This window comes from Streptomyces sp. NPDC006544 (assembly GCF_040611715.1).
Taxonomy (GTDB): Bacteria; Actinomycetota; Actinomycetes; order Streptomycetales; family Streptomycetaceae; genus Streptomyces.
On the sequence record NZ_JBEXOV010000105.1, the window covers coordinates 1 to 22,624 of the forward strand.

At 72.9% G+C, this 22,624-nt stretch carries 22 protein-coding genes; 12 read left to right on the forward strand and 10 right to left on the reverse strand.

Annotated elements, in window-relative coordinates; genetic code table 11:
* Positions 1 to 124: 124 nt before the first annotated feature.
* Positions 125 to 832: a class III extradiol dioxygenase subunit B-like domain-containing protein gene (locus tag ABZY44_RS31925; protein ID WP_356659954.1), complete on the reverse strand. Its 708-nt coding sequence runs from the start codon at positions 830 to 832 to the stop codon at positions 125 to 127.
* 129 nt (positions 833 to 961) lie between these two features.
* Positions 962 to 2,524 (reverse strand): tRNA (N6-isopentenyl adenosine(37)-C2)-methylthiotransferase MiaB, encoded by a 1,563-nt coding sequence (gene miaB / locus ABZY44_RS31930; protein WP_356659956.1) that lies wholly within the window; start codon positions 2,522 to 2,524, stop codon positions 962 to 964.
* 141 nt (positions 2,525 to 2,665) lie between these two features.
* On the opposite strand from miaB, the gene ABZY44_RS31935 reads away from it, so the two are divergent.
* Positions 2,666 to 3,661 carry a TAXI family TRAP transporter solute-binding subunit gene (locus tag ABZY44_RS31935; RefSeq protein WP_356659958.1) on the forward strand — a complete coding sequence of 332 codons (996 nt, stop codon included), beginning with the start codon at positions 2,666 to 2,668 and terminating at the stop codon, positions 3,659 to 3,661.
* Between the two features lie 45 nt (positions 3,662 to 3,706).
* On the opposite strand, the gene ABZY44_RS31940 is transcribed toward ABZY44_RS31935, so the two are convergent.
* From ABZY44_RS31940 to ABZY44_RS31950, 3 genes are all read right to left on the reverse strand, one after another.
* On the reverse strand, positions 3,707 to 4,636 hold the full coding sequence (locus ABZY44_RS31940) for an ROK family protein (protein WP_356659986.1): 930 nt from the start codon (positions 4,634 to 4,636) through the stop codon (positions 3,707 to 3,709).
* A 273-nt stretch (positions 4,637 to 4,909) separates the two neighbouring features.
* Entirely contained in the window at positions 4,910 to 6,331 is a 1,422-nt protein-coding gene (locus ABZY44_RS31945) for a HAMP domain-containing sensor histidine kinase (protein WP_356659960.1), read from the reverse strand.
* Between the two features lie 11 nt (positions 6,332 to 6,342).
* Positions 6,343 to 7,104, reverse strand: a complete 762-nt coding sequence (locus ABZY44_RS31950) for a response regulator transcription factor (protein WP_356659962.1) — start codon at positions 7,102 to 7,104, stop codon at positions 6,343 to 6,345.
* 352 nt (positions 7,105 to 7,456) lie between these two features.
* Here ABZY44_RS31950 and ABZY44_RS31955 point away from each other — a divergent pair, with 352 nt between their 5' ends.
* The 8 genes from ABZY44_RS31955 to ABZY44_RS31990 all read left to right on the forward strand — a co-directional run bounded on the left by ABZY44_RS31955 (position 7,457) and on the right by ABZY44_RS31990 (position 13,809).
* Positions 7,457 to 8,242, forward strand: coding sequence for an amino acid ABC transporter ATP-binding protein (locus tag ABZY44_RS31955; RefSeq protein WP_356659964.1), 786 nt, complete (start codon positions 7,457 to 7,459; stop codon positions 8,240 to 8,242).
* Positions 8,243 to 8,333: 91 nt separating this feature from the next.
* Complete coding sequence (locus ABZY44_RS31960) at positions 8,334 to 9,188, forward strand: glutamate ABC transporter substrate-binding protein (protein ID WP_356659966.1); 855 nt, start codon at positions 8,334 to 8,336, stop codon at positions 9,186 to 9,188.
* 114 nt (positions 9,189 to 9,302) lie between these two features.
* Positions 9,303 to 9,977: an amino acid ABC transporter permease gene (locus tag ABZY44_RS31965; protein ID WP_356659988.1), complete on the forward strand. Its 675-nt coding sequence runs from the start codon at positions 9,303 to 9,305 to the stop codon at positions 9,975 to 9,977.
* Positions 9,974 to 10,843, forward strand: a complete 870-nt coding sequence (locus ABZY44_RS31970; RefSeq protein ID WP_356659968.1) for an amino acid ABC transporter permease — start codon at positions 9,974 to 9,976, stop codon at positions 10,841 to 10,843. Before ABZY44_RS31965 ends, ABZY44_RS31970 begins: the two co-directional genes overlap by 4 nt.
* 211 nt (positions 10,844 to 11,054) lie before the next feature.
* A complete protein-coding gene (locus tag ABZY44_RS31975) occupies positions 11,055 to 12,653 on the forward strand; it encodes an FAD-dependent monooxygenase (RefSeq protein WP_356659970.1) in 1,599 nt (532 codons plus the stop codon).
* Between the two features lie 32 nt (positions 12,654 to 12,685).
* On the forward strand, positions 12,686 to 12,772 hold the full coding sequence (locus ABZY44_RS31980; protein WP_311318651.1) for a putative leader peptide: 87 nt from the start codon (positions 12,686 to 12,688) through the stop codon (positions 12,770 to 12,772).
* A 66-nt stretch (positions 12,773 to 12,838) separates the two neighbouring features.
* On the forward strand, positions 12,839 to 13,432 hold the full coding sequence (locus ABZY44_RS31985) for a cysteine dioxygenase (protein ID WP_356659972.1): 594 nt from the start codon (positions 12,839 to 12,841) through the stop codon (positions 13,430 to 13,432).
* Entirely contained in the window at positions 13,423 to 13,809 is a 387-nt protein-coding gene (locus tag ABZY44_RS31990) for a rhodanese-like domain-containing protein (RefSeq protein WP_356659990.1), read from the forward strand. Before ABZY44_RS31985 ends, ABZY44_RS31990 begins: the two co-directional genes overlap by 10 nt.
* A gap of 159 nt (positions 13,810 to 13,968) precedes the next feature.
* Here ABZY44_RS31990 and ABZY44_RS31995 read toward each other — a convergent pair whose 3' ends face one another.
* The 3 genes from ABZY44_RS31995 to recA form a co-directional block, all read right to left on the reverse strand.
* Complete coding sequence (locus tag ABZY44_RS31995; RefSeq protein WP_356659974.1) at positions 13,969 to 16,584, reverse strand: ABC transporter permease; 2,616 nt, start codon at positions 16,582 to 16,584, stop codon at positions 13,969 to 13,971.
* Positions 16,585 to 16,672: 88 nt separating this feature from the next.
* The gene (recX, locus tag ABZY44_RS32000) at positions 16,673 to 17,320 is read right to left on the reverse strand and encodes a recombination regulator RecX (RefSeq protein WP_356659976.1); all 648 of its coding nucleotides are present in this window, start codon (positions 17,318 to 17,320) and stop codon (positions 16,673 to 16,675) included.
* Positions 17,321 to 17,323: 3 nt separating this feature from the next.
* Positions 17,324 to 18,436 (reverse strand): recombinase RecA, encoded by a 1,113-nt coding sequence (gene recA / locus ABZY44_RS32005; protein ID WP_356659978.1) that lies wholly within the window; start codon positions 18,434 to 18,436, stop codon positions 17,324 to 17,326.
* Between the two features lie 184 nt (positions 18,437 to 18,620).
* Between recA and ABZY44_RS32010 the strand changes: the two genes are divergently transcribed.
* The gene (locus tag ABZY44_RS32010) at positions 18,621 to 19,187 is read left to right on the forward strand and encodes a 2'-5' RNA ligase family protein (RefSeq protein WP_356659980.1); all 567 of its coding nucleotides are present in this window, start codon (positions 18,621 to 18,623) and stop codon (positions 19,185 to 19,187) included.
* A 47-nt stretch (positions 19,188 to 19,234) separates the two neighbouring features.
* Positions 19,235 to 19,993, forward strand: a complete 759-nt coding sequence (locus tag ABZY44_RS32015) for a Clp protease N-terminal domain-containing protein (protein WP_356659982.1) — start codon at positions 19,235 to 19,237, stop codon at positions 19,991 to 19,993.
* Here the strand turns inward: ABZY44_RS32015 and ABZY44_RS32020 are convergent.
* Positions 19,947 to 21,101: an AI-2E family transporter gene (locus tag ABZY44_RS32020; protein WP_356659992.1), complete on the reverse strand. Its 1,155-nt coding sequence runs from the start codon at positions 21,099 to 21,101 to the stop codon at positions 19,947 to 19,949. The two genes, ABZY44_RS32015 and ABZY44_RS32020, sit on opposite strands and share 47 nt — an antisense overlap.
* Positions 21,102 to 21,242: 141 nt before the next feature.
* The gene (locus tag ABZY44_RS32025) at positions 21,243 to 21,437 is read right to left on the reverse strand and encodes a DUF3046 domain-containing protein (protein ID WP_214955542.1); all 195 of its coding nucleotides are present in this window, start codon (positions 21,435 to 21,437) and stop codon (positions 21,243 to 21,245) included.
* A gap of 81 nt (positions 21,438 to 21,518) precedes the next feature.
* Between ABZY44_RS32025 and ABZY44_RS32030 the strand changes: the two genes are divergently transcribed.
* Entirely contained in the window at positions 21,519 to 22,529 is a 1,011-nt protein-coding gene (locus tag ABZY44_RS32030; protein ID WP_356659984.1) for a hypothetical protein, read from the forward strand.
* The last annotated feature ends 95 nt before the right edge of the window (positions 22,530 to 22,624 follow it).

A 22,624-nucleotide genomic window follows, 5' to 3' on the forward strand; every position in this document is an offset into this window, starting at 1 on the left:
TGACCCGGGCCCGGGTGGGGCGGGCCCCCCCCGCGCGGGTGGCGCCGCGCCCCTTCGCCGTGCTCGCCGGCAGGCCGTCACGGGTCCGGCGTGTCCCGGGTTCTTGCGCGTTCCCCGTTGCCCCTTACGACCAGGCGGCCACGAAGTACCCCACCCCGTAGGGCGCGTCCTCGTACAGCAGCCGCCCTTCGAGCCCGGCGCCCTCGGCGGCGCCGGCCAGCACCTGCCAGGGGGCCCGCCCGGCGGCTTGGACCTCGGCGGCCAGCTCGGGGTCGAGGGCGGCGAGGGCGGCCACGTCGGCGGCGCCGAGCGCGCGGGCGGCCTCCGCGTCGAATCCGGCGGCGCGCTCGTCGAAGTAGCCGGGGGCCTTGAGGGAGCGGCAGGCGCTGCCGTCGCCCATGACGAGCAGCGCGACCCGGGCGTCGCGCCCGGCGAGCTCCCGGCCGGTCTCCAGGCACCGCGCGGTGTCGAGCGGCTCGGCGACCCCGAACCCTTCCACGGGCGCGACGCCCCAGCCGGCACGGCCGAGCAGCCAGGCGCCGATGGCGAGCGGGGCGGGCAACAGGCGCGGGCCCTCATCGCCCTCACCCAGGCGTACGTCCGCGTCGACCCCGAATCCGCGGAAGCTGCCGCGGGCGCCCTGGGGGTAGGAGCCGTGGTGGTCCCGGTCGGCCGCGCCGAGAACCACGAGCAGATCGGGCCGGGAGGCGGCGAGCACGGACAGCGCGTCGGAACACGCGGTGCGGGCATCGCCGAGTTCGGCGGCGGCCCCCGCGGCGAGCTCGGGCACGAGCATCGGCGGGGCGGGGCAGACGGCGGCGGCAACGAGCATGATCCGCAGCGTAGCCGCAGCCGGCCGGGGGCTGCCGCGCCCCTCCGGATCCCGCGTCGGCGGCCCGCGTCGGCCGCCCGGACCAGGGGGCCCGCGCGGAGGGCCCGGGCCCTCCGCGCGGGGACTGCCTCAGGAGGACGTGGGAACCGCGCAGCCCGACGTGGTCACCGGGAGGGGGGCCGGGACACCCAGCGTCGGGATGCCGAGGAGGACGCCCTTCGGCTGCGCCGGAGCCGCGTTGCGCTTCTCCCAGGCGTCGCCCGCGCGCGTGCGGCGTACCGCTCCGGTCGGGCCCTCGGCGAGGAGGTGGTGCGGAGCCGCGTAGGTGATCTCGACGGTCACCACGTCACCGGGCCGGACCTCGTCCGCCGGCTTGGTGAAGTGGACGAGCCGGTTGTCGGGGGCGCGCCCGGACAGCCGGTGCGTGGCGCCGTCCTTGCGGCCCTCCCCCTCGGCGACCATGACCTCCAGCGTGCGGCCGACCTGCTTCTTGTTCTCGCTCCAGGAGATCTCCTCCTGAAGGGCGACCAGGCGCATGTACCGCTCCTGGACGACCTCCTTGGGGATCTGCCCCTCCATGTCCGCGGCCGGGGTGCCCGGGCGCTTGGAGTACTGGAAGGTGAACGCGTTCGCGAAACGGGCCTCGCGCACCGCGTGCATCGTCTGCTGGAAGTCCTCCTCGGTCTCGCCGGGGAAGCCCACGATGATGTCCGTGGAGATCGCCGCGTGCGGGATCGCGGCGCGGACCTTCTCGATGATGCCGAGGAAGCGCTCCTGGCGGTACGAGCGGCGCATCGCCTTCAGGATCGTGTCCGATCCGGACTGCATCGGCATGTGGAGCTGCGGCATGACGTTCGGGGTCTGCGCCATCGCCGCGATCACGTCGTCCGTGAAGTCTCGCGGATGCGGGGAGGTGAAGCGGACCCGCTCCAGGCCCTCGATGGCGCCGCAGGCGCGCAGCAGCTTGGAGAAGGCCTCGCGGTCGCCGAGGTCGGAGCCGTAGGCGTTGACGTTCTGGCCGAGCAGGGTGATCTCGGAGACGCCCTCGGCGACCAGGGCCTCGACCTCGGCGAGGATGTCGCCGGGGCGGCGGTCCTCCTCCTTGCCGCGCAGGGCCGGGACGATGCAGAACGTGCAGGTGTTGTTGCAGCCCACGGAGATCGAGACCCAGGCGGCGTACGCGGACTCGCGCCGGGTCGGCAGCGTGGAGGGGAAGGCCTCCAGCGACTCGGCGATCTCGACCTGCGCCTCTTCCTGGATGCGGGCGCGCTCCAGCAGCACCGGCAGCTTGCCGATGTTGTGCGTGCCGAAGACGACGTCGACCCAGGGGGCGCGGGCCACGATCGTGTCGCGGTCCTTCTGCGCGAGGCAGCCGCCGACGGCGATCTGCATGCCGGGGCGCTTGGTCTTCATCGGGGCGAGGCGGCCGAGGTTGCCGTAGAGCTTGTTGTCGGCGTTCTCGCGGACGGCGCAGGTGTTGAAGACGACGACGTCGGCGTCGCCGTCGGACCCCTCGGGGGCGCGGACGTACCCGGCGTCCTCCAGCAGACCGGACAGCCGCTCGGAGTCGTGCACGTTCATCTGGCACCCGTAGGTGCGCACCTCGTAACTTCTGGTCACGGCGTGCTGTGCTTCGTCCACGGCTTCACTCCTGGTGTCGGGGTTGCCGACACTGCGGCCCTCGCTGCTCATGCAACAAGGGTAAGGGCGCGCTCCGGGGCGTTCCGTCGCGCGGCGGGGTCGGGGGCCGGGCCGGGGGGCCGGCGGCCGCCCGCTCCCGGGCCGGAAGGGCGGGCCGTGACAGGAGGGCGGGGCGGTGGCAGGATCGCTGCCATGCCTCTCGTACCGCCCCGGATCAGCAGGCGCCGTGCCCTGCGGGCCCTGGTGGCCGTACTGGCCGTGCTCTGCGCCCTCGTCTGGTGGCTGCGGCCCTTCGGGGAGCCGGAGCTCAAGGGCGACCTCACCTTCAGCACCGGCGTCCAGAACGGCGTCTACCACCGGTACGGGCTGCTGCTGGAGCAGGCGCTCGCCGAGGACATGCCCGAGGTGCGCGTACGGCTGGAGACCAGCGAGGGTTCGCAGCAGAACCTGCAGCGGGTGGCCGCCGGCGAGGCGGACTTCACGGTCGCGACGGCGGACGCGGTGGCCAAGTACCGCGTCGACCGCAAGGCGGGCGCGGAGCGGCTGCGCGGCTGCGCCCGGCTCTACGACGACTACGTGCAGCTGGTGGTGCCCGCCGGTTCGCCGGTCCAGTCGGCGCGGGACCTGCGCGGCAAACGGGTCGCGATCGGCCAGAACGGTTCGGGGGTGCGGCTGATCTCGGAGCGGCTGCTCACGGCGGCGGGGCTGGATCCCGCCCGTGACATCACCCCGGTGGCCATAGGCATCGACACGATGCCGGCGGAGCTCGAGGCCGGCCGGATCGACGCGTTCTTCTGGTCGGGCGGGTTGCCGACCAGTGCCGTGCGCGAGCTGTCGGAGCGCTTCGAGATCCGGCTCGTCCAGCTCGGGGACCTGGTGGAGGCGCTCCAGGCCAGCGGCAGCCCGGCGCGCTACTACCGGGCCGCGGTGATGCCGCAGGACGCGTACGCGCGGGCCCGCAACACCTCGGCGGTGGCCACCGTGGCGGTTCCGAACCTGCTGGTGACCCGGGACGACACGGGAGCCGAGCTGACGGAGCAGTTCACCCGCACCGTGATCCTGAGCCGGGACTGGATCGGGCACCAGGTGCACGCGGCGCAGCTGGTGGACCTGCGGACGGCGATCTACACGGATCCGCTGGCGCTGCACGAGGGCGCGGCCCGGTACTACCGCTCCGTCAAGCCGTAGCGGCGGTCCCGGCTCCCGGGGCCGGGGCCCCGGGACGGGCGGGGCTCAGGACGGCAGCAGCATCGTCGCGGCCGCGGCCGCGCCGATCAGGCCCGCGTGCGTGCCCAGGCTCGCCGGGACCACCTGGAGGTCCCGTACGAAGGACAGCGTCGCGTACGAGGCCAGGTGCGCCCGGACCGGCCCGAAGAGGATGTCCCCGGAGGCGGCCACCCCGCCGCCGATGACCGCGATGTCGGTCTCGACGAGGGTGGCCGTGGCCGCGATCGCCGCGGCGAGCGCACGGCCCGCGCGGTCGAAGGCGGCCAGCGCGACGGGGTCGCCGGCCTGCGCGGCCGCGGCCACGCCCGCCGCGGTGGGATCCCCGTCCGGGGACCAGCCCTGCGCCAGCGCCCAGTGGGCGATCGCGGTGCCGGAGGCGATGGACTCCACGCAGCCTCGGCCGCCGCACGCGCACGGCTCCCCGTCGAGGGCGACGCTGATGTGGCCGATGTGGCCCGCGTTTCCGGTGGGGCCGGGGTGGAGCTGGTTGTTCAGGACGAGGCCGCCGCCGACCCCGGTGGAGACCACCATGCAGAGCGCGTTGGCGTGCCCACGGGCCGCGCCCAGCCAGTGCTCGGCGGCGGTCATCGCCACGCCGTCGCCCGCCAGCACCGTCGGGATCCGTGCCCCGTGCTCCGCGAGTCGTTCCTCCACCCGCGCCTGGACGGGGTAGCCCCGCCAGGCGGTGATGTTCACCGGGCTGACCGTGCCGAGCGCGGAGTCCACCGGACCCGCGCTGCCGATCCCGCAGCGGACCGCCGAGGGCCAGAGCGGGGACTCCGCGAGCTCGGCCACCACCTCGGCGACGGCCGCGAAGACGGTGTCCGCGTCCGTGCCGCGCGGGGTGGGACGCCGGGTGGTGGCCGTCATCGCGCCGTCGGAGTCCACCAGCGCGCCGGCGATCTTCGTGCCCCCGATGTCGATCGCGACCGTCAGGCCGGTTTCGCCTCCCGAGCCGGCGCGGGGGCCGGGAAACGCGGAGGTCGGTGCGGGGGCGGGAGGGGGAGGGGTCACGGGGCGCTCCAGGAAGGGGTCCGGAATTCAGTATGCGGCCGGCGGCGGCGCCGTACTCTCGCGGGGCTCCAGCCGGGGGCGCTCGCCTCGCGGGATGCCGGCGCGCTCCCCGCCAGGACGGCGAGGAGTTCCCCGGCCTCCCCGGCCCTCCCTCCGGCGTACGGCCGGGGCCCTGGGAGCCGGGGCCCCCGCGGTTCACTCGGGCAGGGCGGCGGCGGGGTCGGTGCGCGGGACGGCCACCGTCACCCGCAGGCCGTGCGGCGGGTTCGTGGCGTAGGAGAGGGACCCGCCGCCGGCGGCGAGCAGGGCGCGGGAGATGGACAGGCCGAGCCCGGAGCCCTTGACGTTCTGGTGGCGGCCGCTGCGCCAGAACCGGTCTCCGACGCGGAGCAGCTCCTCTTCGGTGAGGCCGGGCCCCCGGTCGGCGACCACGACCCGCACCTCATCGCCGGCCACGGAGAGCGACACCTCGACTTCCTCTCCCTCCGGCGTGAACTTGAGGGCGTTGTCGATGACGGCGTCGAGCGCGCTGGACAGGGCGATCGGGTCGGCCCAGCCGGTGGCGGCGGTGCGTCCCGTACCGGTGAGCCGGACGCCCTTCTCCTCGGCGAACGGCCGCCAGGCGGTGACCCGCTCGGCGGCCAGCCCCGCGATGTCGACGAGGCTGATCTCGGCGCTGGCGTGCTCGGCGAGCGCCAGGTCCAGCAGATCGTCCAGGACCTGCGTCAGGCGCTTGCCCTCCGTACGGACGGAGGCGATCTCCTCGTTGCCCTCGGGGAGTTCCAGGGCGAGCAGCTCGATCCGCAGGAGCAGCGCGGCGAGGGGGTTGCGCAGCTGGTGCGAGGCGTCCGCGACGAAGGCCCGCTGCTGCTCCAGGACCTCCTCGACGTTGTCGGCCATCTCGTTGAACGAGCGGGCCAGGCGTCTGAGTTCCGGGGGGCCGCCGGCGGCCGCGACGCGGGAGTTCATCCGCCCGGTGGCGATGCCGTGGGCGGCGGCGTCGAGGGTCTGGACGGGCTTGAGCACCCAGCTGGTCAGCCGCAGGGCGGCGCCGAACGCGAGGAGCATGGCGGCGCCGAGCCCGGCGGCGATGAGCAGCCAGCCCCACAGGATCCGGGCGCGCATCTGGTCGGTGGGCGACTCGGTGGCCACGACGGCGACCACGTCCCCGTCGAGGACGACCGGGGAGGCGACGAGGAGTTTGCCCTGGGTCTGCCAGGGCCACACCTGGCCCGGGTCGTGGCTGCGGCGTCCGGCGAGGGCTGCCTCGAAGGCGAGGCGGCCCTCTCTCGTCTTGGGGAACTGCCACCAGCCGGGGGCGCGGACCATGGCGTTGTCGTCGCGCAGGAAGATGCCGACGCGGATCCCGTACAGCTCCTGGTAGCGGGCCAGTTCGAGCTGGAGGGTTTCGCGGCGCTCGTCGGCGCCGCTGGCGTTCGAGCCCTCGGCGTCGATGACGAACTGGGCGAGCGCGGCGAAGCGGGCGCTGTCGTCGATCCGGTCGACGACCACCCGCTGCTGCTGCCCGGCGGCCAGCGACACCGCGAGCGGGAAGCCGAGGGCGAGGAGCACACCCGCCATCAGGACGACGAGCAGGGGAAGCAGGCGGGCGCGCACGACGGGTCCCGCTAGAGGGCGGGCGGCGCGGAGTCGCCGGGCACGATGGCAGCGGCCTGCGGGGCGGGCGGCACGACGAGCCGGTAACCGACACCGCGCACGGTCTCGATCAACGCCGGCATCCGCAGCTTGGAACGCAGCGAGGCCACGTGCACCTCGAGGGTCCGGCCGGTCCCCTCCCAGCTGGTCCGCCAGACCTCGCTGATGATCTGCTCGCGGCGGAAGACGACGCCGGGGCGCTGCGCGAGCAGGGCCAGCAGATCGAATTCCTTGCGGGTGAGCGGTACGTCGTCGCCGTTGACGCTGACCCGGCGGGTGGACAGCTCGACGCCGACCGGTCCGAGAAGGACGGTCCCGGGCGCGGCCGTCCCGCCGGCGACGGTCTCCTCCGAGGCGCCGGTGCGGCGGGCGACGGCATGGATGCGGGCGAGGAGTTCTCCCGTGTCGTACGGCTTGGTGACGTAGTCGTCGGCGCCCATGTTGAGGCCGTGGATGCGGGAGCGCACATCGGCCCGCGCGGTGACCATGATGACGGGCGTACTGGTGCGCTTGCGGATCTTGCCGCACACCTCGTACCCGTCCTGGTCGGGCAGACCGAGGTCGAGCAGGATCACCCCGTAGGGGGCGGCGCAGCCCGCGGCGCCGGCAGGCAGCAGGGCCTGGAGGGCCTCCTCACCGCTGCGGGCATGCGTGACCCGGAAGCCGTGCCGGGCGAGGATCGCGGACAGGGCGGCGGCGACGTGGTCGTCGTCCTCGACGAGTAGCAGTCTCATGTCGTCCCCCTCTCTCCCTCTGCCTGGTCCGTCGGGCGTCCCGTGGTCACATCGTGCGGGCGTCCGGTGGTCACATCGTCCACGAGTCGTTCGGCGGCCGTCCGTTTCACGGCCACCAAGCATCCACGCCGATGGAGACTCCCACGTCAAGGCGGTTGTGGTCCGACGGGGCTTCCGTGCTGCTTCCGTTATGCGCCCGGCAGGCCCGCAGGCCCGCAAGCGGCCCTGCGCGTACGGAGCGTATCGGTGCGAGGCCCGATCGTTATGCTCAATTCTCCCTCAGATGTGATGACGGTGTGAGCGTCACCTCACTACTGTCCTCCCAACCGACGGAGGACGGAGCTAGAAGCCGATGAGCGGAGTATCAGTGACCAAGGACGTGCGGGACGCGGCCGGTGCCCCGGACGACCTGGTGGTGCTGAACAACGTAAACAAGCACTTCGGCGCGCTGCACGTGCTTCAGGACATCGATCTGAGCATTGCCCGCGGTGAGGTCGTCGTGGTGATCGGCCCTTCGGGGTCGGGCAAGTCGACGCTGTGCCGGACCATCAACCGCCTGGAGACGATCGACTCCGGCACCATCACGGTCGACGGGAAGCAACTCCCGTCCGAGGGACGCGAACTGGCCCGGCTGCGCGCCGACGTGGGCATGGTCTTCCAGTCCTTCAACCTCTTCGCCCACAAGACGGTGCTGCAGAACGTCATGCTGGGCCAGCTGAAGGTCCGCAAGACGGACCAGGCCGCGGCGCTCGAGAAGGCGAAGTCGCTCCTCGACCGCGTGGGCGTCGGCTCGCAGGCCGACAAGTACCCGGCCCAGCTCTCGGGCGGCCAGCAGCAGCGGGTCGCGATCGCCCGTGCGCTGGCGATGGACCCGAAGGTGATGCTGTTCGACGAGCCGACCTCGGCGCTCGACCCCGAGATGATCAACGAGGTGCTGGAGGTCATGCAGCAGCTCGCCCGCGAGGGAATGACCATGGTGGTCGTCACGCACGAGATGGGCTTCGCCCGCTCCGCGGCCAACCGGGTCGTGTTCATGGCCGACGGGAAGATCGTCGAAGAGGCCACGCCCGAGCAGTTCTTCAGCAACCCGCGCAGTGACCGCGCCAAGGACTTCCTGTCGAAGATCCTGCACCACTGAGCTTCGCATCTGGTAGTGATCCGGTGACGGATCGTCGTCCGGCAAGCAACTCTCACGTCTGTCTCACGTCTCACTTCGAGGGAAGTCCACCATGAAGCTCTCCAAGGTCGGCGCGGCCGCCGCCGTCGCCGTAGCTCTCGCCCTGACCGCGACCGCCTGTGGCGGCGACAGCGACAAGCCCGCCGGCGAGGCCGGCTCGAGCGCCGGTGCCAAGAAGGACAAGATCGTCATCGGCATCAAGTTCGACCAGCCGGGTGTGGGCCTCAAGACCCCCGACGGCAAGTTCACGGGCTTCGACGTGGACGTGGCGACGTACGTGGCCAAGGAGCTCGGCTACGCGCCGGACCAGATCGAGTTCAAGCAGGCCGTCAGCGCCGAGCGCGAGAACCTCCTGGCCAACGGCGACGTGAAGCTGATCGTCGCGAGCTACTCGATCAACGACAAGCGCAAGGAGAAGGTCGACTTCGCCGGCCCGTACTTCCTCGCGCACCAGGACCTGCTGGTCCGTGCCAGCGACACCTCGATCACCAAGGCCGAGGACCTCAACAAGAAGAAGCTCTGCTCCGTCACCGGCTCCACCTCGGCGCAGAACGTCAAGACCAAGCTGGCCCCCGAGGCCGACCTGCAGGAGTACCCGGGTTACTCCGACTGCCTGACCGGCCTGGAGAACAAGGTCGTCGACGCGCTGACCACGGACAACTCGATCCTGGCCGGTTACGCCGCCCAGGACAAGAACAAGGGCAAGTTCAAGCTGGTCGGGCTGAGCCTGAGCAACGAGAACTACGGCATCGGTCTGAAGAAGGGTGACAAGGACCTTCAGACCAAGGTCAACGCCGCCATCAAGAAGATGGAAGCGGACGGCGCCTGGGAAGCGGCCGTGAAGAAGAACTTCGGCCCGGCCGACTACAAGAACGAGCCGGCTCCCGCGGTCACCGAAGGCAGCTGACCCGGCGGCCGGTTCGCCGGCCATCCATCGGTGAGGGACGCCGCCGCCCGCCTGCCGTGGGCGGCGCCGTCCCCGCCGGCCAACCTGGCCATCCTGGGGAGAGCGCAGACCATCGTGTTCGATTTTCTTGATTCCGGGCAGTACGACCTGCTCGGTGCCTTCTGGGTGACGGTTCAGCTCACCCTCTACTCGGCCGTCGGGTCCCTCGTCTGGGGCACCGTCCTCGCCGGGATGCGGGTCAGCCCGGTCCCGCTGATGCGTGGCTTCGGCACCGCGTACGTCAACCTCGTGCGGAACATCCCGCTGACCGTGCTGATCATCGGTTGTTCGCTGGGTCTCAACCAGACCCTCGGCGTCACGCTCGGCGGCGGCACCTTCAAGGACATCGGCTTCCGGCTCGCGGTCCTCGGATTCATCGCCTACACCGGCACCTTCGTCTGCGAGGCGCTGCGCTCGGGCATCAACACGGTCCCGGTCGGCCAGGCCGAAGCCTCTCGCGCGCTGGGCATGAGCTTCGTCCAGACGCTCACCCTGATCGTGCTCCCCCAGGCCTTCCGGGCGGTCGTCGCACCGCTGGCCAACGTACTGATCGCCCTCACCAAGAACACCACGGTGGCGGCGGCCATCGGCGTGGCCGAAGCCTCCCTCCTGATGAAGGAGATGGTCGAGAACGAGCCGCAGGACCTCTTCGCCGTCTTCGGGATCTTCGCCCTCGGCTTCGTCCTTCTGACCCTGCCCACCGGCCTGCTGCTCGGCTGGGTGGCCAAGCGAGTGGCGGTAAAGCGATGACTTCCGTGCTGTACGACGCCCCCGGCCCCAAGGCCAAGGCGCGCAACTGGATCTACAGCGGGATCTTCCTCGTCGTGGCCGCGGCCCTCCTGTGGTGGGTGCTGTCCGCCCTGGCGGACAAGAACCAGCTCGATGCCGACAAGTGGACCCCCTTCGTCACCGACGGCCAGATCTGGACGACGTTCCTGCTCCCCGGCCTCCTCGAGACCCTGAAGGCCGGCGCCATAGCGATGGTGATCGCCCTGCCGCTGGGCGCCCTGCTCGGCATCGGCCGGCTCTCCGACCACGCGTGGGTACGCGGCGTCGCGGGCACCTGGGTCGAGTTCTTCCGGGCCATCCCGGTACTGATGCTGATGATCTTCGGCTCCACCTTCTTCGTGCAGTACACCGCGGTGGGCTCCGAGATACGGCCCCTGTACGCCGTGGTCGCCGGCCTGGTCCTGTACAACTCCGCGGTCATCGGCGAGATCGTCCGGGCCGGCGTCCAGTCGCTCCCGAGCGGCCAGACCGACGCCGCGAAGGCCATCGGCATGCGCAAGGGCCAGGTCATGACCTACGTCCTGCTCCCGCAGGCGGTCACCGCCATGCTGCCGGCGCTGGTCAGCCAACTCGTGGTGATCCTCAAGGACACGGCGATCGGCGGCGCGCTGCTGGGCCTGGCCGAACTGCTGTCGATGAACCGGCAGATCGCCGCCAACTACAGCAACACCATCCCGACCCTCGTGGTGATCGCGGCGATCTACATCGCGGTGAACTTCACCCTCACCACCTTGGCCTCCTGGCTCGAGGGCCGTCTGCGCAAGTCGACGCGGACCACGGACGCGACCGTCCCGGCGACCCAGTTCGACGCGGGCGCGTCCACCTGACGGACGCCCGAGGGATCACTTGACGGAGAGTCGGATCAAGGTCCGGCCCCCGGCCTGACAGCCGGTCAGTACACTGATGGGACACGAGTGGTGCGGCGGATCTCATCCGTCGCACCACTCGGCATTGTCCCGACCGGCGTCACTTGACGCAGGCACCACCAGTGGGTTGCATACGTTCTGTGATCACATACCGGACACCGGGAGCCACATCATGGACCCGGTGATCGTCGTCGGCGCGGGGCCCGTCGGACTGTCCCTGTCCCTCGCCCTGGCCGGCCAGGGCGTGCCCTGCGTCGTGCTCGACGAAGGACCCGGCAAGGAGGAATCCCGTCCCGCCCGCACCGTCGCCCTGCACGCCGGCGCCGCCGCCATGGTGCACCGGCTGGGCTGTACGACCCTGCGCGACGAGGGCGCGTACTTCACCGCCTGGCGCACGATGCGCCGCGGCCGCGACTCCCAGCGGATCACTTTCGAGGACGGCCCGGCCCCGATCCACCTGCCCCAGCACGCCCTGACCCGCGGGCTGCGCCACGCCGCCGCCGCGCACCCGCTGGTCCAGCTGGTCACCGAGTGCAAGCTCGACTCCCTGGAGCAGGACGGCCAAGGCGTCACCGCCCACACCCGGGGCGCCGAAACCACGTGGTGGCGCGGGAGTTACCTGGTCGGCTGCGACGGAGCCCGCTCCACCGTGCGCAAGCTGCTCGGCATCCGCTTCCCCGGCCGCACCGCCGTCGAGCGCCACGCGGTGGCCGCCCTGCGCACCGAACTTCCCTGGCCGGGCGAGGCGTTGCTGCACCGCAGTCCGCCCGAGGAGGTCACCGCCCGGCCGCTGGCCGACGGCGTGTACCGGCTGGACTGGCTGCTCCCCGCGCGCGGGGACCTCGTGACCCCCGACGCCCTCGTGGTCCTCATCCGCGACAGCCTCGCGCTGTGGTGCGGGGGCACGACTCCCCCCTACGACCTCCTCGACACCGGGGTCCACACCCTGCACCACCGGCTCGCCCGGCGCTGGCGCGACGGCCGGGCCTTCCTCGCCGGGGACGCCGCGCACCTGCTCGGCGCGCTCGGCACCCAGGGCGTCGAGGAAGGGCTCCGGGACGCCGAGAACCTCGCCTGGAAGCTGGCCCTGGCCTGGCACCAGGGAGCCTCCGAAGAGCTCCTCGACAGTTACGAGGACGAGCGCCGCCGGGCCATCGCCGCCCGGCTGCGCGTCGCCGACCAGGCCCTGCCCGCGCTGCGCGCCGGGGGCGGCTTGCGCACCTACCTGCCCGGTGCCTCACGCTCCGCCGAATCCCTTCTGACCGACGGCCACTTGGGGCGCGGCCCGCTGGGCGCGGAGCCGGTGTACGCCCCGCCCGTGGCCGTACGCCAGGTACCGACCGCCACCGAGCCGGGCGGGCCCGTCGAGAACATCCCGGTCACCGCACCCGACGGCTCCACGGTTCCGCTGCGCGACCAGCTGGGCCGGGGCAGGCTCCTGGTCGTCCTGGTCGCCCCCGGCACGGGCGTCTGGGACCGGCGCCACTGGGTGGGCGCCGGCCTGATGCCCCGCCTCGCGGCCGCCGTCGGCGCGCTCCCGATGCGGGCCGACCTGCTGGTGGCGGACAGTTACCCGGGGGCCGCGGCCCACACCGTGCTCCTCGTCCGGCCCGACGGACATCTCGCGGCGACCTTCGCCGGCGTCCGCCCGGCCGAGCTGTACGAGGCCGCGGACGCGGTCCGGCACGGACCGCCGGCCCCCTCCGCCCCGGCCTCCTCCTCTTCACCCCCTCCTTCCGTCGCGCCGGTCGTCGCACCGGTGATCGATTGACCCTCCGGCCGACTCGTGCTTCACTCACGCACATGACCGGCAACGACGTGCGCCTGTGGCGGAGGGTCCACATGGACCTGCTCCGCTACGCGGGCTGCGTGTGTCGCCCTTCCTGCTGATTCGCCTTCCTCCGCGCGCCTGCCCCGTGCCGCGCGCTCTCGCGAACCCCAGGACGGTCCCCCTCCATGTCTGTACTTGCCCCCGTACCCGCGCACGCCCCGGCTCCCGCCCCGATTCCCGTTCCGGCGGCGGCCCCTGTCGTTGCGGCGACGGCCCCTGAGCCCGCCGCCGTCTCGGCCGCGGAGTTGCTCGCCTTCACGAGCCGCGTCGCCTCCGACCCCGAGCTGATCGCCTCCCTCCCCCTCGACGCCGAGGGCCGGACGTGGATCCGGCTCGACGGGCCGGGAGGCAGCGAGGCCTGGCTGATCGGCTGGCCGCCGGGCACCGGCACCGGCTGGCACGACCACGCCGAGTCCCGGGGCGCGTTCACCACCGCCCGCGGCCGCCTCACCGAGAACTCCCTGGCCGTCCGCCTCCCCTCGGAGGGCTGGCAGTCCCTGTCCCTGGCCCCCGGAGTGGACCGCACGCGCGGCCTGGACGCGGGCACCGGGCGGGCCTTCGGGGAGCACCACGTGCACGAGGTGCTGAACGAGTCCGGGACCGAGCACGCGATCTCCGTCCACGCGTACTACCCGCCGCTCCCGTCGATCCGCCGCTACAGCCGCACCGGCCCGGTGCTCACGCTGGAGCAGGTCGAGCGTCCGGCGGACTGGCAGTGAGCGGCATCGACGCCCTCGTGGACCGGCTGCGCACGACGTACACCCGCGTGGACCCGGCCGAGGCCCACGCGGCGTTCCTCGGCGGGGCCCTGCTGGTGGACATCCGCTACCAGGCCCTGCGCGAGCGCGACGGCCTGATCCCGGGTGCGCTGGTGATCGAGCGCAACGAACTGGAATGGCGGCTGGACCCGGAGGGCTCCCACCGCCTGCCCGAAGCAACGGACCACGACGTCCGGATCGTCGTCGTCTGCAACGAGGGCTACGCCTCCACCCTCGCGGCGGCCTCGCTCCACGCGCTGTCCCTGCGCAATGCCACGGACCTGGTGGGCGGGTTCCAGGCGTGGCGGTCGGCGGGGCTCCCAGTCGTTCCTTCATGAAGCGTCCCCTGGCGGGGCTGAAACACAGCCCCGCCAGGGGCTCCTCCCAGCGGTAGCCGGTGGCGGGTCCGGGCCGAGCCCGGGCAACGGGGGGCGGGGTGGGAACGGCCCCGCGCGGCGGTGGCCCGCTAGGCCTTGGCCCCGCGCGGCGGTGGCCCGCTAGGCCTTGGCCCCGGACACCGTAGGGACCCGGAGGGCCAGCCGGCCCGCCACCCCCGTCGCGCACAGCGCCAGCAGACCGGCCCCGGCGACGAGCAGGCCGTACACCAGGGGAAGCACCACCGGCGCGGCCACCCCGGTCATGCCCACGCTGAACGCGGTGAGGACCGCCAGTGCGATGCCCGACCCCAGGACCGCCCCCATCAGCAGCACCGCCAGCGCCTCCACCCGCACCATCGCCCGGACCTGCCGCCGGGTGGCCCCGGTCAGCCGCAGCATCGCGAACTCCCGCAGCCGTTCGGCCGTGGACATCGCCAGCGTGTTCACCACCGAGATCGCGGTGAAGGCCAGGACGAGGCCCATCGCCAGCAGGTTGATCTCCGCCCCGGCGGCCTGCCGTTGCGCCCGCGCCCCGTCCGCCTCGGCCGCCGAGAGGACGGCCACGCCCGGGTAGTCCCTTACGGCCCCGGCCAGTTGTCCCCTGCCGGTTCCGGGCGCCGCGGCGATCAGGACCGCGCTCGCCAGCGGGTTGTCGGCGTGTGCGGCCACCAGGTCGTGCGGCAGCGTCAGGTCGCCGAAGCCCAGCCCCCGCGCGTACACCGCCGACACGGTCAGGGTGACCGGGGTCCCGTCGCCCAGGGTCAGGGCCAGCAGGCTGCCCGGCTTCAAGCCCAGCTGACCGGCGGCCAGTTCGCTCACCGCCACGCTCCCTTCCCCGAAGCCCGCCAGACTGCCGCCCCTCACTCCGGGGTCCCAGGTCCGCTCCAGCCCGGCCGGGCTCACGCCCTGGGCCGCGTACTTCGTCAGGCCCACCCGTACCGACGTGTGCACGATCTCGGTGGCCGCCTCGACCCCGGGGGTGCTGCGGATCCGCGCGACGGCGCCGCCGGGTACGCCGGGCCCCTGGTCCGCGAGGACCCATCCGGCCCGGACCCCTTCGCGGGCCTGGGCCCGGGCCGCCTCGCCGAGGGTCGGGGTGATGAAGAGGACGGTGCTCGTCATCGCGATCAGCAGCGTGAGGGGGGTGACGGCGGAGGCCATGCGGGTGGCACGGCCGCGCAGGTTCGCGCCGGCCAGGTGGCCGCCCGCGCCCGCCAGGCGCAGCGGTCCGGCGAGCACCGCGGTCGCGCCCCTGACGATGAGGGGTCCCAGCAGCGAGACCGCTCCGGCGAGCACCACGACGGCGAGGAAGGTGACCGGTGTCGACGCGGGCTCGGTACGCAGCGCGCTCAGTACGGCGACCAGGACCGCCCCCGCGGCCAGCATCAGCATCCCGACGGCGCTCCGCGCCCACGCGGGCCGGCTCCGCTCGACGGCGGCCTCGGCGAGCGCCTCGGCGGGACGGATGCGGGCGACGCGCCGTGCGGTGATGCGGGCCGCCGCCCAGGCTCCGAGCAGGCTCGCGCCGACGGCGGCGGCCATCGGGAAGATGCCGGCGGTGCGCTCCAGCGTGGCGGGGACGACCCCGCTGTCGATGAGCCGGCCGTGCAGCCAGGCGGCGAGCGGGAGTCCGGCGAGGGCTCCGGCGACGCCGGCGGCCAGGCCGACGAGCAGTGCCTCGCGGCCGATCAGGCGGCGCAGCTGGCGGGGCGTGGCGGCGATGGCGCGGAGCAGGGCCAGTTCGCGGTGGCGCTGCTGGACGGAGAGGGCGAAGGTTCCGACGACCACGAGGACCGCCACGAGGAGCGAGGTGCCGCCCATGGCGCCGCCCATGGAGACCAGCTTGACGCGGGCTCCGGCGGCGTCGAGGAACTCGACCGGGCCGCGGCCGTCGCCGGAGGCCACCTGCGCGGTGGTGCCGTGGAGCGCCCGGCGGATCCGGTCGGCGAGTGCGGCGGCGTCGACCCCGGGCCCGGGGAACACTCCGATGGCGCTGACCTGGCCGTCGCGGGCAGCGAGGCGCTGGGCTTCGGCGTCGCTGAAGAACAGCGCCCCCTGCTGCGCGAGGCCCCCGCCGGCCCCAGGAGCCCCGGCCCCGGCTCCCGCCCCGGTCCCCGGCCCGGTCGCGTCCGTGGCCGCGATCCCGCTGACCTCGTACGTCCTGGGGTCGCCGGTAGACTGCACGGTGAGCCGGGAGCCGGGCTTCAGGCCCGCCCGGGCGGCGAGTGCACGGTCGACGACGAGCTCGTCACCGCCCTGGGGGGCACGGCCTTCGGTGAGCCCGAAGGGGGTGAGCACGGCGGAACTCCAGGCGTGCCCGTACGAGGCCTTGGCGCCGCCCGCGTCCTGGATGCCCGGGGTTCCCCGCACGAGCGGCACGGCCTGGAAGGTGAGCTCGGGGACGGCCCGCTGGACGCCCGGTACCGCGCGGACGGTGTCGACGGTGGCGGCCGGCAGCCAGGCCCGTTCGGCGACGGGCTTGGCCTTGTGCTTCGTCTTGCTCTTCCGCGGATCGCCCTTCTTCGCCTTGACCGTCGTCGCGTGGACGTTCTGGTCGGCGGAGACGACCACCGGGGCGCCTGCGTAGCGCTCGGTGGCGATCCTTCCGCGGAGCCCCGTCTCCAGGAGGGTGCCGCAGGCGGTGACGAGGGCCGCCGCGCACCACAGGGCGACGAAGGCTCCGAGGAACCCGGCCTTGCGGTGCCTGACGGTCTGGAGTGCGTAGCGCAGCATCATGGCGGCAACTCTGCCGCCGGGAAGGCTCCGGGTCAGTGGAGCGTCCCGGCATCCGGCTCCGGGGGCTACCCCCACCCCGGGAGCGGGTTCAGCTCCCGGGGTACCCCAGGTCGTCGGTGTTCTCGCCCTCCGCCTCGAGCGCGCGCCGGACCACCTGCAGGGCCATGCCCTGCGGGTATCCCTTGCGGGCGAGCATCCCGGCGAGGCGCCGGATCCGCTTGTCCCGCTCCAGGCCCCGGGTGGTGCGGAGCTTGCGCTCGACGAGCTCTCGGGCGGTCTCCTCCTCCTGGTCGGAGTCCAGTTGTTCCAGGGCCTCCTGCACGAGGGTGGGCTCCACCCCCTTGGTGCGGAGCTCCTGGGCGAGCGCCCGGCGGGCCAGGCCCCTGCCGCGGTGCCGGGCCTCGACCCAGGCTTCGGCGAACGCGGCGTCGTCGATCAGGCCCACTTCCTCGAACCGGGAGAGGACCTGCTCCGCGACCTCCTCGGGGATGTCCCGCTTGGCCAGGGCGTCCGCGAGCTGCCGCCGGGTCCGCGGCATCCCGGTCAGCAGGCGCAGGCAGATCGCCCGCGCCTGCTCCTCGGGAGTCTGGGGCGGCAGCTCGGGACGGTCTTCCCGGCCCTCCGCGCGACGGCCGCCCCGGCCGCCTTCGCGGCGGCCCCGGCGACCGCCTTCGCGACCGCCCTCGCGGTGGTCCTCACCGCCGTCCGCGCCGCCGCCCCTTTCCTGCTCCCCCACGGATCAGCTCTTGGCGACGGTGGACTTGGCCGCGATCTTGGCCTTCGACGCGGGAACGGCCACGGCCGGCGTCTCGGTGGACGCGTCCGCGCCGGCCTCGGTCGTGGCGGCGGCGTCCTTGCGGACACCCACGCCCAGCTTCTCCTTGATCTTCCGCTCGATCTCGTCGGAGAGGGCGGGGTTGTCGCACAGGAACTTCCGCGCGTTCTCCTTGCCCTGGCCGAGCTGGTCGCCCTCGTACGTGTACCAGGCGCCGGCCTTGCGGACGAAGCCGTGCTCCACGCCCATGTCGATCAGGCCGCCCTCGCGGCTGATGCCGTGGCCGTAGAGGATGTCGAACTCGGCCTGCTTGAAGGGCGGCGCGACCTTGTTCTTGACGACCTTGACGCGGGTGCGGTTGCCGACCGCGTCCGTGCCGTCCTTGAGGGTCTCGATGCGCCGGATGTCGAGGCGCACGGAGGCGTAGAACTTCAGCGCGCGGCCACCGGTGGTGGTCTCCGGCGAGCCGAACATCACACCGATCTTCTCGCGGAGCTGGTTGATGAAGATCGCGGTGGTCTTGGACTGGTTGAGCGCACCGGTGATCTTCCGGAGGGCCTGGCTCATCAGTCGGGCCTGGAGACCCACGTGCGAGTCGCCCATCTCGCCCTCGATCTCGGCGCGCGGCACGAGCGCCGCGACGGAGTCGATGACGATCAGGTCGAGCGCGCCGGAGCGGACCAGCATGTCGACGATCTCGAGCGCCTGCTCGCCCGTGTCCGGCTGGGACAGGATGAGGTTGTCGGTGTCGACACCGAGGGCCTTGGCGTACTCGGGGTCGAGGGCGTGCTCGGCGTCCACGAAGGCAACGGTGCCGCCGGCCTTCTGCGCGTTGGCGACGGCGTGGAGGGTCAGGGTCGTCTTACCGGAGGATTCCGGTCCGTACACCTCGACCACGCGGCCGCGGGGCAGCCCGCCGACGCCGAGCGCGATGTCCAGCGCGGTGGAGCCGGTGGGGATGACGTCGATGGGGTCGTTCGGCTTGTCGCCGAGCCGCATCACGGCGCCCTTGCCGAATTGCCGTTCAATCTGTGCGAGAGCGGCGTCGAGAGCCTTCTCGCGGTCGTTGCCTGCCATGGGTTCCACCCGATTTGCTTGAGTCGATCGCTTCACGCCATTGACGCTAACGCCTGCCACTGACAACGCGGTCCCCCGCCCGGTTTGGCTGTGGATAACCAATAAGAATGCGTGTTCGATTTCCCTGTCAAGCGCGCCACGCCGGGCCCGTCCGCCCCACCGGCTGCTGGCAGGATCCGGTGCCATGACAGACGACACGTCCCGCATGTTCCCGGTGGGCCGGACGGCCCTCATCGCCCTGGTGCCCGAGGCCGATCCCCTCGTCGGCGACTGGCGGAGCCGGCTCGACCCCGTGGCCCGGGCCGGAGTCCCGGCGCACGTGAGCGTGCTCTACCCGTTCCTCGACGAGAGCCGGATCGACGCCTCCGTCCACGCCGGGCTCGCCGGGATCCTGCACCCCCGCCCCGCCTTCGACCTGCGCTTCGAGCGCACCGGCCGCTTCCCGGGGTGCCTGTACCTCGCCCCCGAACCGGCCGGCCCGCTGCGCCGCCTGACCTCGGAGGTCGCCGGACGGTGGCCGGAGGCCCCGCCCTACGGAGGGCGGTACCCCGACACGGTCCCGCACCTCACCGTGGCCCAGGGCGCAGGGGCCGCGGACCTCGACGCGGCCGAGGCCGACCTCGCCGGCCGGCTCCCGCTCACCTCCCGCGTGTCCTCGGTGAAGCTGGTGGCCTACGACGGCACGGCCTGGCGCGAGCGCGCGTCGTTCGCGCTACGGGGCAACCGCGCGGGCGCCTCGCCGACCGATTGACAACCCAGGGTTGACACTCGTCGGACTGTCAACCTAGGGTTGCACTTATGACGAACCCTTCGGTGGAACCCGTTCGCATGACCAATCCGGTACGCCTCGACGACCTCATCGAGGCCATCAAGAAGGTCCACCCCGACACCCTGGAGCAGCTCAGCGGCGCGGTCGTCGCCGCCGAGGCGCTCGGGGACGTCGCGGACCACCTCATCGGCCACTTCGTCGACCAGGCCCGCCGCTCCGGCGCCTCCTGGACCGACATCGGCCGCAGCATGGGCGTCACCCGCCAGGCCGCCCAGAAGCGCTTCGTCCCCAAGGCCGACAAGGCCGGGGAAGGCGCCGACGTCGACGCGGCCCAGGGCTTCGGCCGCTTCACGCCCCGCGCCCGCAACGTCGTCGTGACCGCACAGAACGAGGCCCGCGCGGCCGGCAACACCGAGATCGGCGCCGCACACCTGGTCCTCGGACTGCTCGCCGATCCCGAGGCCCTCGCCGTGCTCGCCCTGCGGGCGCAGGGCGTCGACCCGCAGGACCTGCGCGCCGCCGCGACCGCCGTGCTGCCCGCGTCCGTCGCCGAACTGCCCGCGCTCGTCCCCTTCGACGCCACCGCCAAGAAGGCGCTCGAACTCACCTTCCGCGAGGCCCTGCGCCTGGGCCACAGCTACGTCGGCACCGAGCACATCCTCCTCGCCCTCCTCGAACTCGAGGACGGCGAAGGCCTGCTCTCCTCCCTCGGCATCGACAAGGCCGCCACCGAGGCGACCGTCACCGAAGCCCTGGAATCCGTACTCGGCGGCGCGACGAAGGAGTAGCGCTCCCCCCGGAGGCGTCGTCCTCCCCCGCCACCGCGTACCGCTTCACGTACGCGCCGAGGAACGCCTGCAACGTGGCCACGGCCGGGATCGCGATGAGCGCCCCGACCGCGCCCAGCAGGGCGGTACCGGCGATGACCGATCCGAAGGCCACCGCCGGGTGGATGTCGACGGTCTTCGCGGTCAGCTTCGGCTGGAGCACGTAGTTCTCGAACTGCTGGTACACGACCACGAATCCGAGCACGTACAGCGCGTACCAGGGGCTGACCGTGAAGGCGAGCAGGACCGGCAGCGCGCCCGCCAGGTAGGTGCCGATGGTGGGGATGAACTGCGATACCAGCCCCACCCACACCGCGAGCGCGGGCGCGTACGGCACGTCGAGCACCGCGAAGCAGACGTAGTGCGCGGCCCCGGAGACCAGCGCCATCAGTCCGCGCGAGTAGAGGTAGCCGCCCGTCTTGGTGACGGCGATCTCCCAGGCCCGCAGGACCTCCGCCTGCTTCGCGGGCGGCAGCACGGAGCACAGGGCGCGCCGCAGCCGCGGTCCGTCGGCGGCGAAGTAGAAGGAGAACAGCCCGATCGTCAGCAGCTTGAAGAGCCCGCCGAGCACGGTGGCGGACACGTCGAGCACCCCGCTCGCGCTGTTCTGCACGTACTTCTGCAGCCAGTCCGAGTGCAGCAGGCTGTCCTGGATGTCCAGCCGGGACAGGTCCGTGTGGAAGGTGTCGTTGATCGAACCGATCACCGAGTCGAGATAGCCCGGGAAGCCTTCCACCAGATCGACGATCTGCGAGGCGAGGATCGAGCCGAGCAGGACGACGAATCCGGCGGACGCGACGAACACCCCGAGGAACACCAGGAAGGCGGCGAGCCCGCGGCGCACCCCGCGGGCCGCCATCCTGGCCACGGCCGGTTCGATCGCGAGCGCGAGGAAGAACGCGATCAGGATGTTGATCAACAGCCCGATCAGCTGGTGGAAGGCCCAGCTGCCGAGCTCGAAGCAGGCGACGAGCGCGAGGACGAGGACCACCGCGCGCGGCAGCCAGCGCGGCATCCGGGCCCCGTCCGCGCCCGGCGGGGGCGGGGGGACGGGAACGGGGGCGGCCACGTCGGGCGGTACACCACCGGCATCACCGTCGCCGGGGACCGGTCCGGCCCTCTCGGGCTGGGGGCTCGTCGTCTCATCAGTGGCTGCCACGCCGCCAAGTCTGTCCCACCCGGCCCCCGGAGGGACAACCCCGCGGGCGCATCAGCGCAAGGAGGCCGGTACGTCCACGGCCGAACACACCGCGCGCCACACGTCCTTGGCCTCCCAGCCCGCGTCCAGCGCCTCGTGGACCGTGCGGCCCCCGAGCTCCGTCATGACGTGGTCCCGCGCGAAGGAGTCCGCGTAGCCCGCGCCGAAGTGCTCGGCCATCCGCTCCCAGAAAATCGTCAACCGCATGCCCCCAGTATCGCGCCCCGGAGAGTGCACCGGCCGCGTTCGGTCCCCCTCGGCACGCGACGGGCCCCTACGGTTTCTCGCATGCCTGGAGACGAAGCTTCCACGCCGGCGCTGACGGCCCCGGCGGACCCGGCGGACCCGGCGACGGCCGCGGCGGTGGCCGCGGCCGGGGCGGGCCCGCCGGCCCCGCTGGCCCGCGCCGAGCAGTTCATCTGGCTCACCGCCCGGGTCCTCGAGCAGCGGCGGTTCGCGTTCCACTTCCTCGGCGGGGACGCCGACCCGGTGGACGCCGCCCTCGGCGCCTACCTCGGCGGCGACGGCGGCTACGGCCACGCCCTCGACCCGGACGTGCGCGGCCCCCTGAGCCATCCGCTGCACACCGTCCACGCCCTGCGCGTCCTGGACGGCCTCGGCCGCTGCTCCGGCCGGCGCATCGAGCGGCTCTGCGGCCACCTGACCCGGGTCTCCACCCCGGAGGGGGCGCTCGGGGTGCTCTCCCCGGGGTCCGGCGGCTACCCGGCGGCCCCCTACCATCCGCCGCACGACGACCCGCCGGGCGATCTGCTGACCACGGGCCCCGTCGTGGGGATCCTGCACCGCAACCGGATCTGGCACGCGTGGCTGTTCCGGGCGACCGACTTCTGCTGGGACCGGGTGGAGAACCTGCGCGACCCGCACCCCTACGAACTCCAGAGCGCGGTGGCCTTCCTGGACGGAGCCCCCGACCGGCCGCGGGCCGCGGTGGCCGCGGACCGGCTCGGCCGCCTCGCGCGCGAGCGGCGGCTCGTCGTCCTGGACCCCGCGCACGAGGAGGCGTACCCCTCGGCCCCCGGCTACGCCCCGGGCGAGCGCCTCCATCCGTACGACCTCGCCCGGCGCCCCGAGTCGCTGGCCCGCGGCTGGTTCACGGACGCGGAGCTGCGCCGCTCGCTGCACCACTTGGCCGGTCTGCAGCAGCCCGACGGCGGCTGGCCGGTGATCCGGGGGGCGTGGGCGCCGGGCAGCGCGCTGGAACGGCGGCCGATCGCCACCCTGGAGGCGCTGCTGACGCTGCGCGCCTACGGTCTCCTGGCTCCCTGGTGCTGTGACTAACTTGATCTTTAACGTCCGAGATCGAACGGCGCCTCGTACTTGATCACTCGGTTCGGTAACCGCCGTACGCGGAAACGGCCTTCGTCTGGATCATG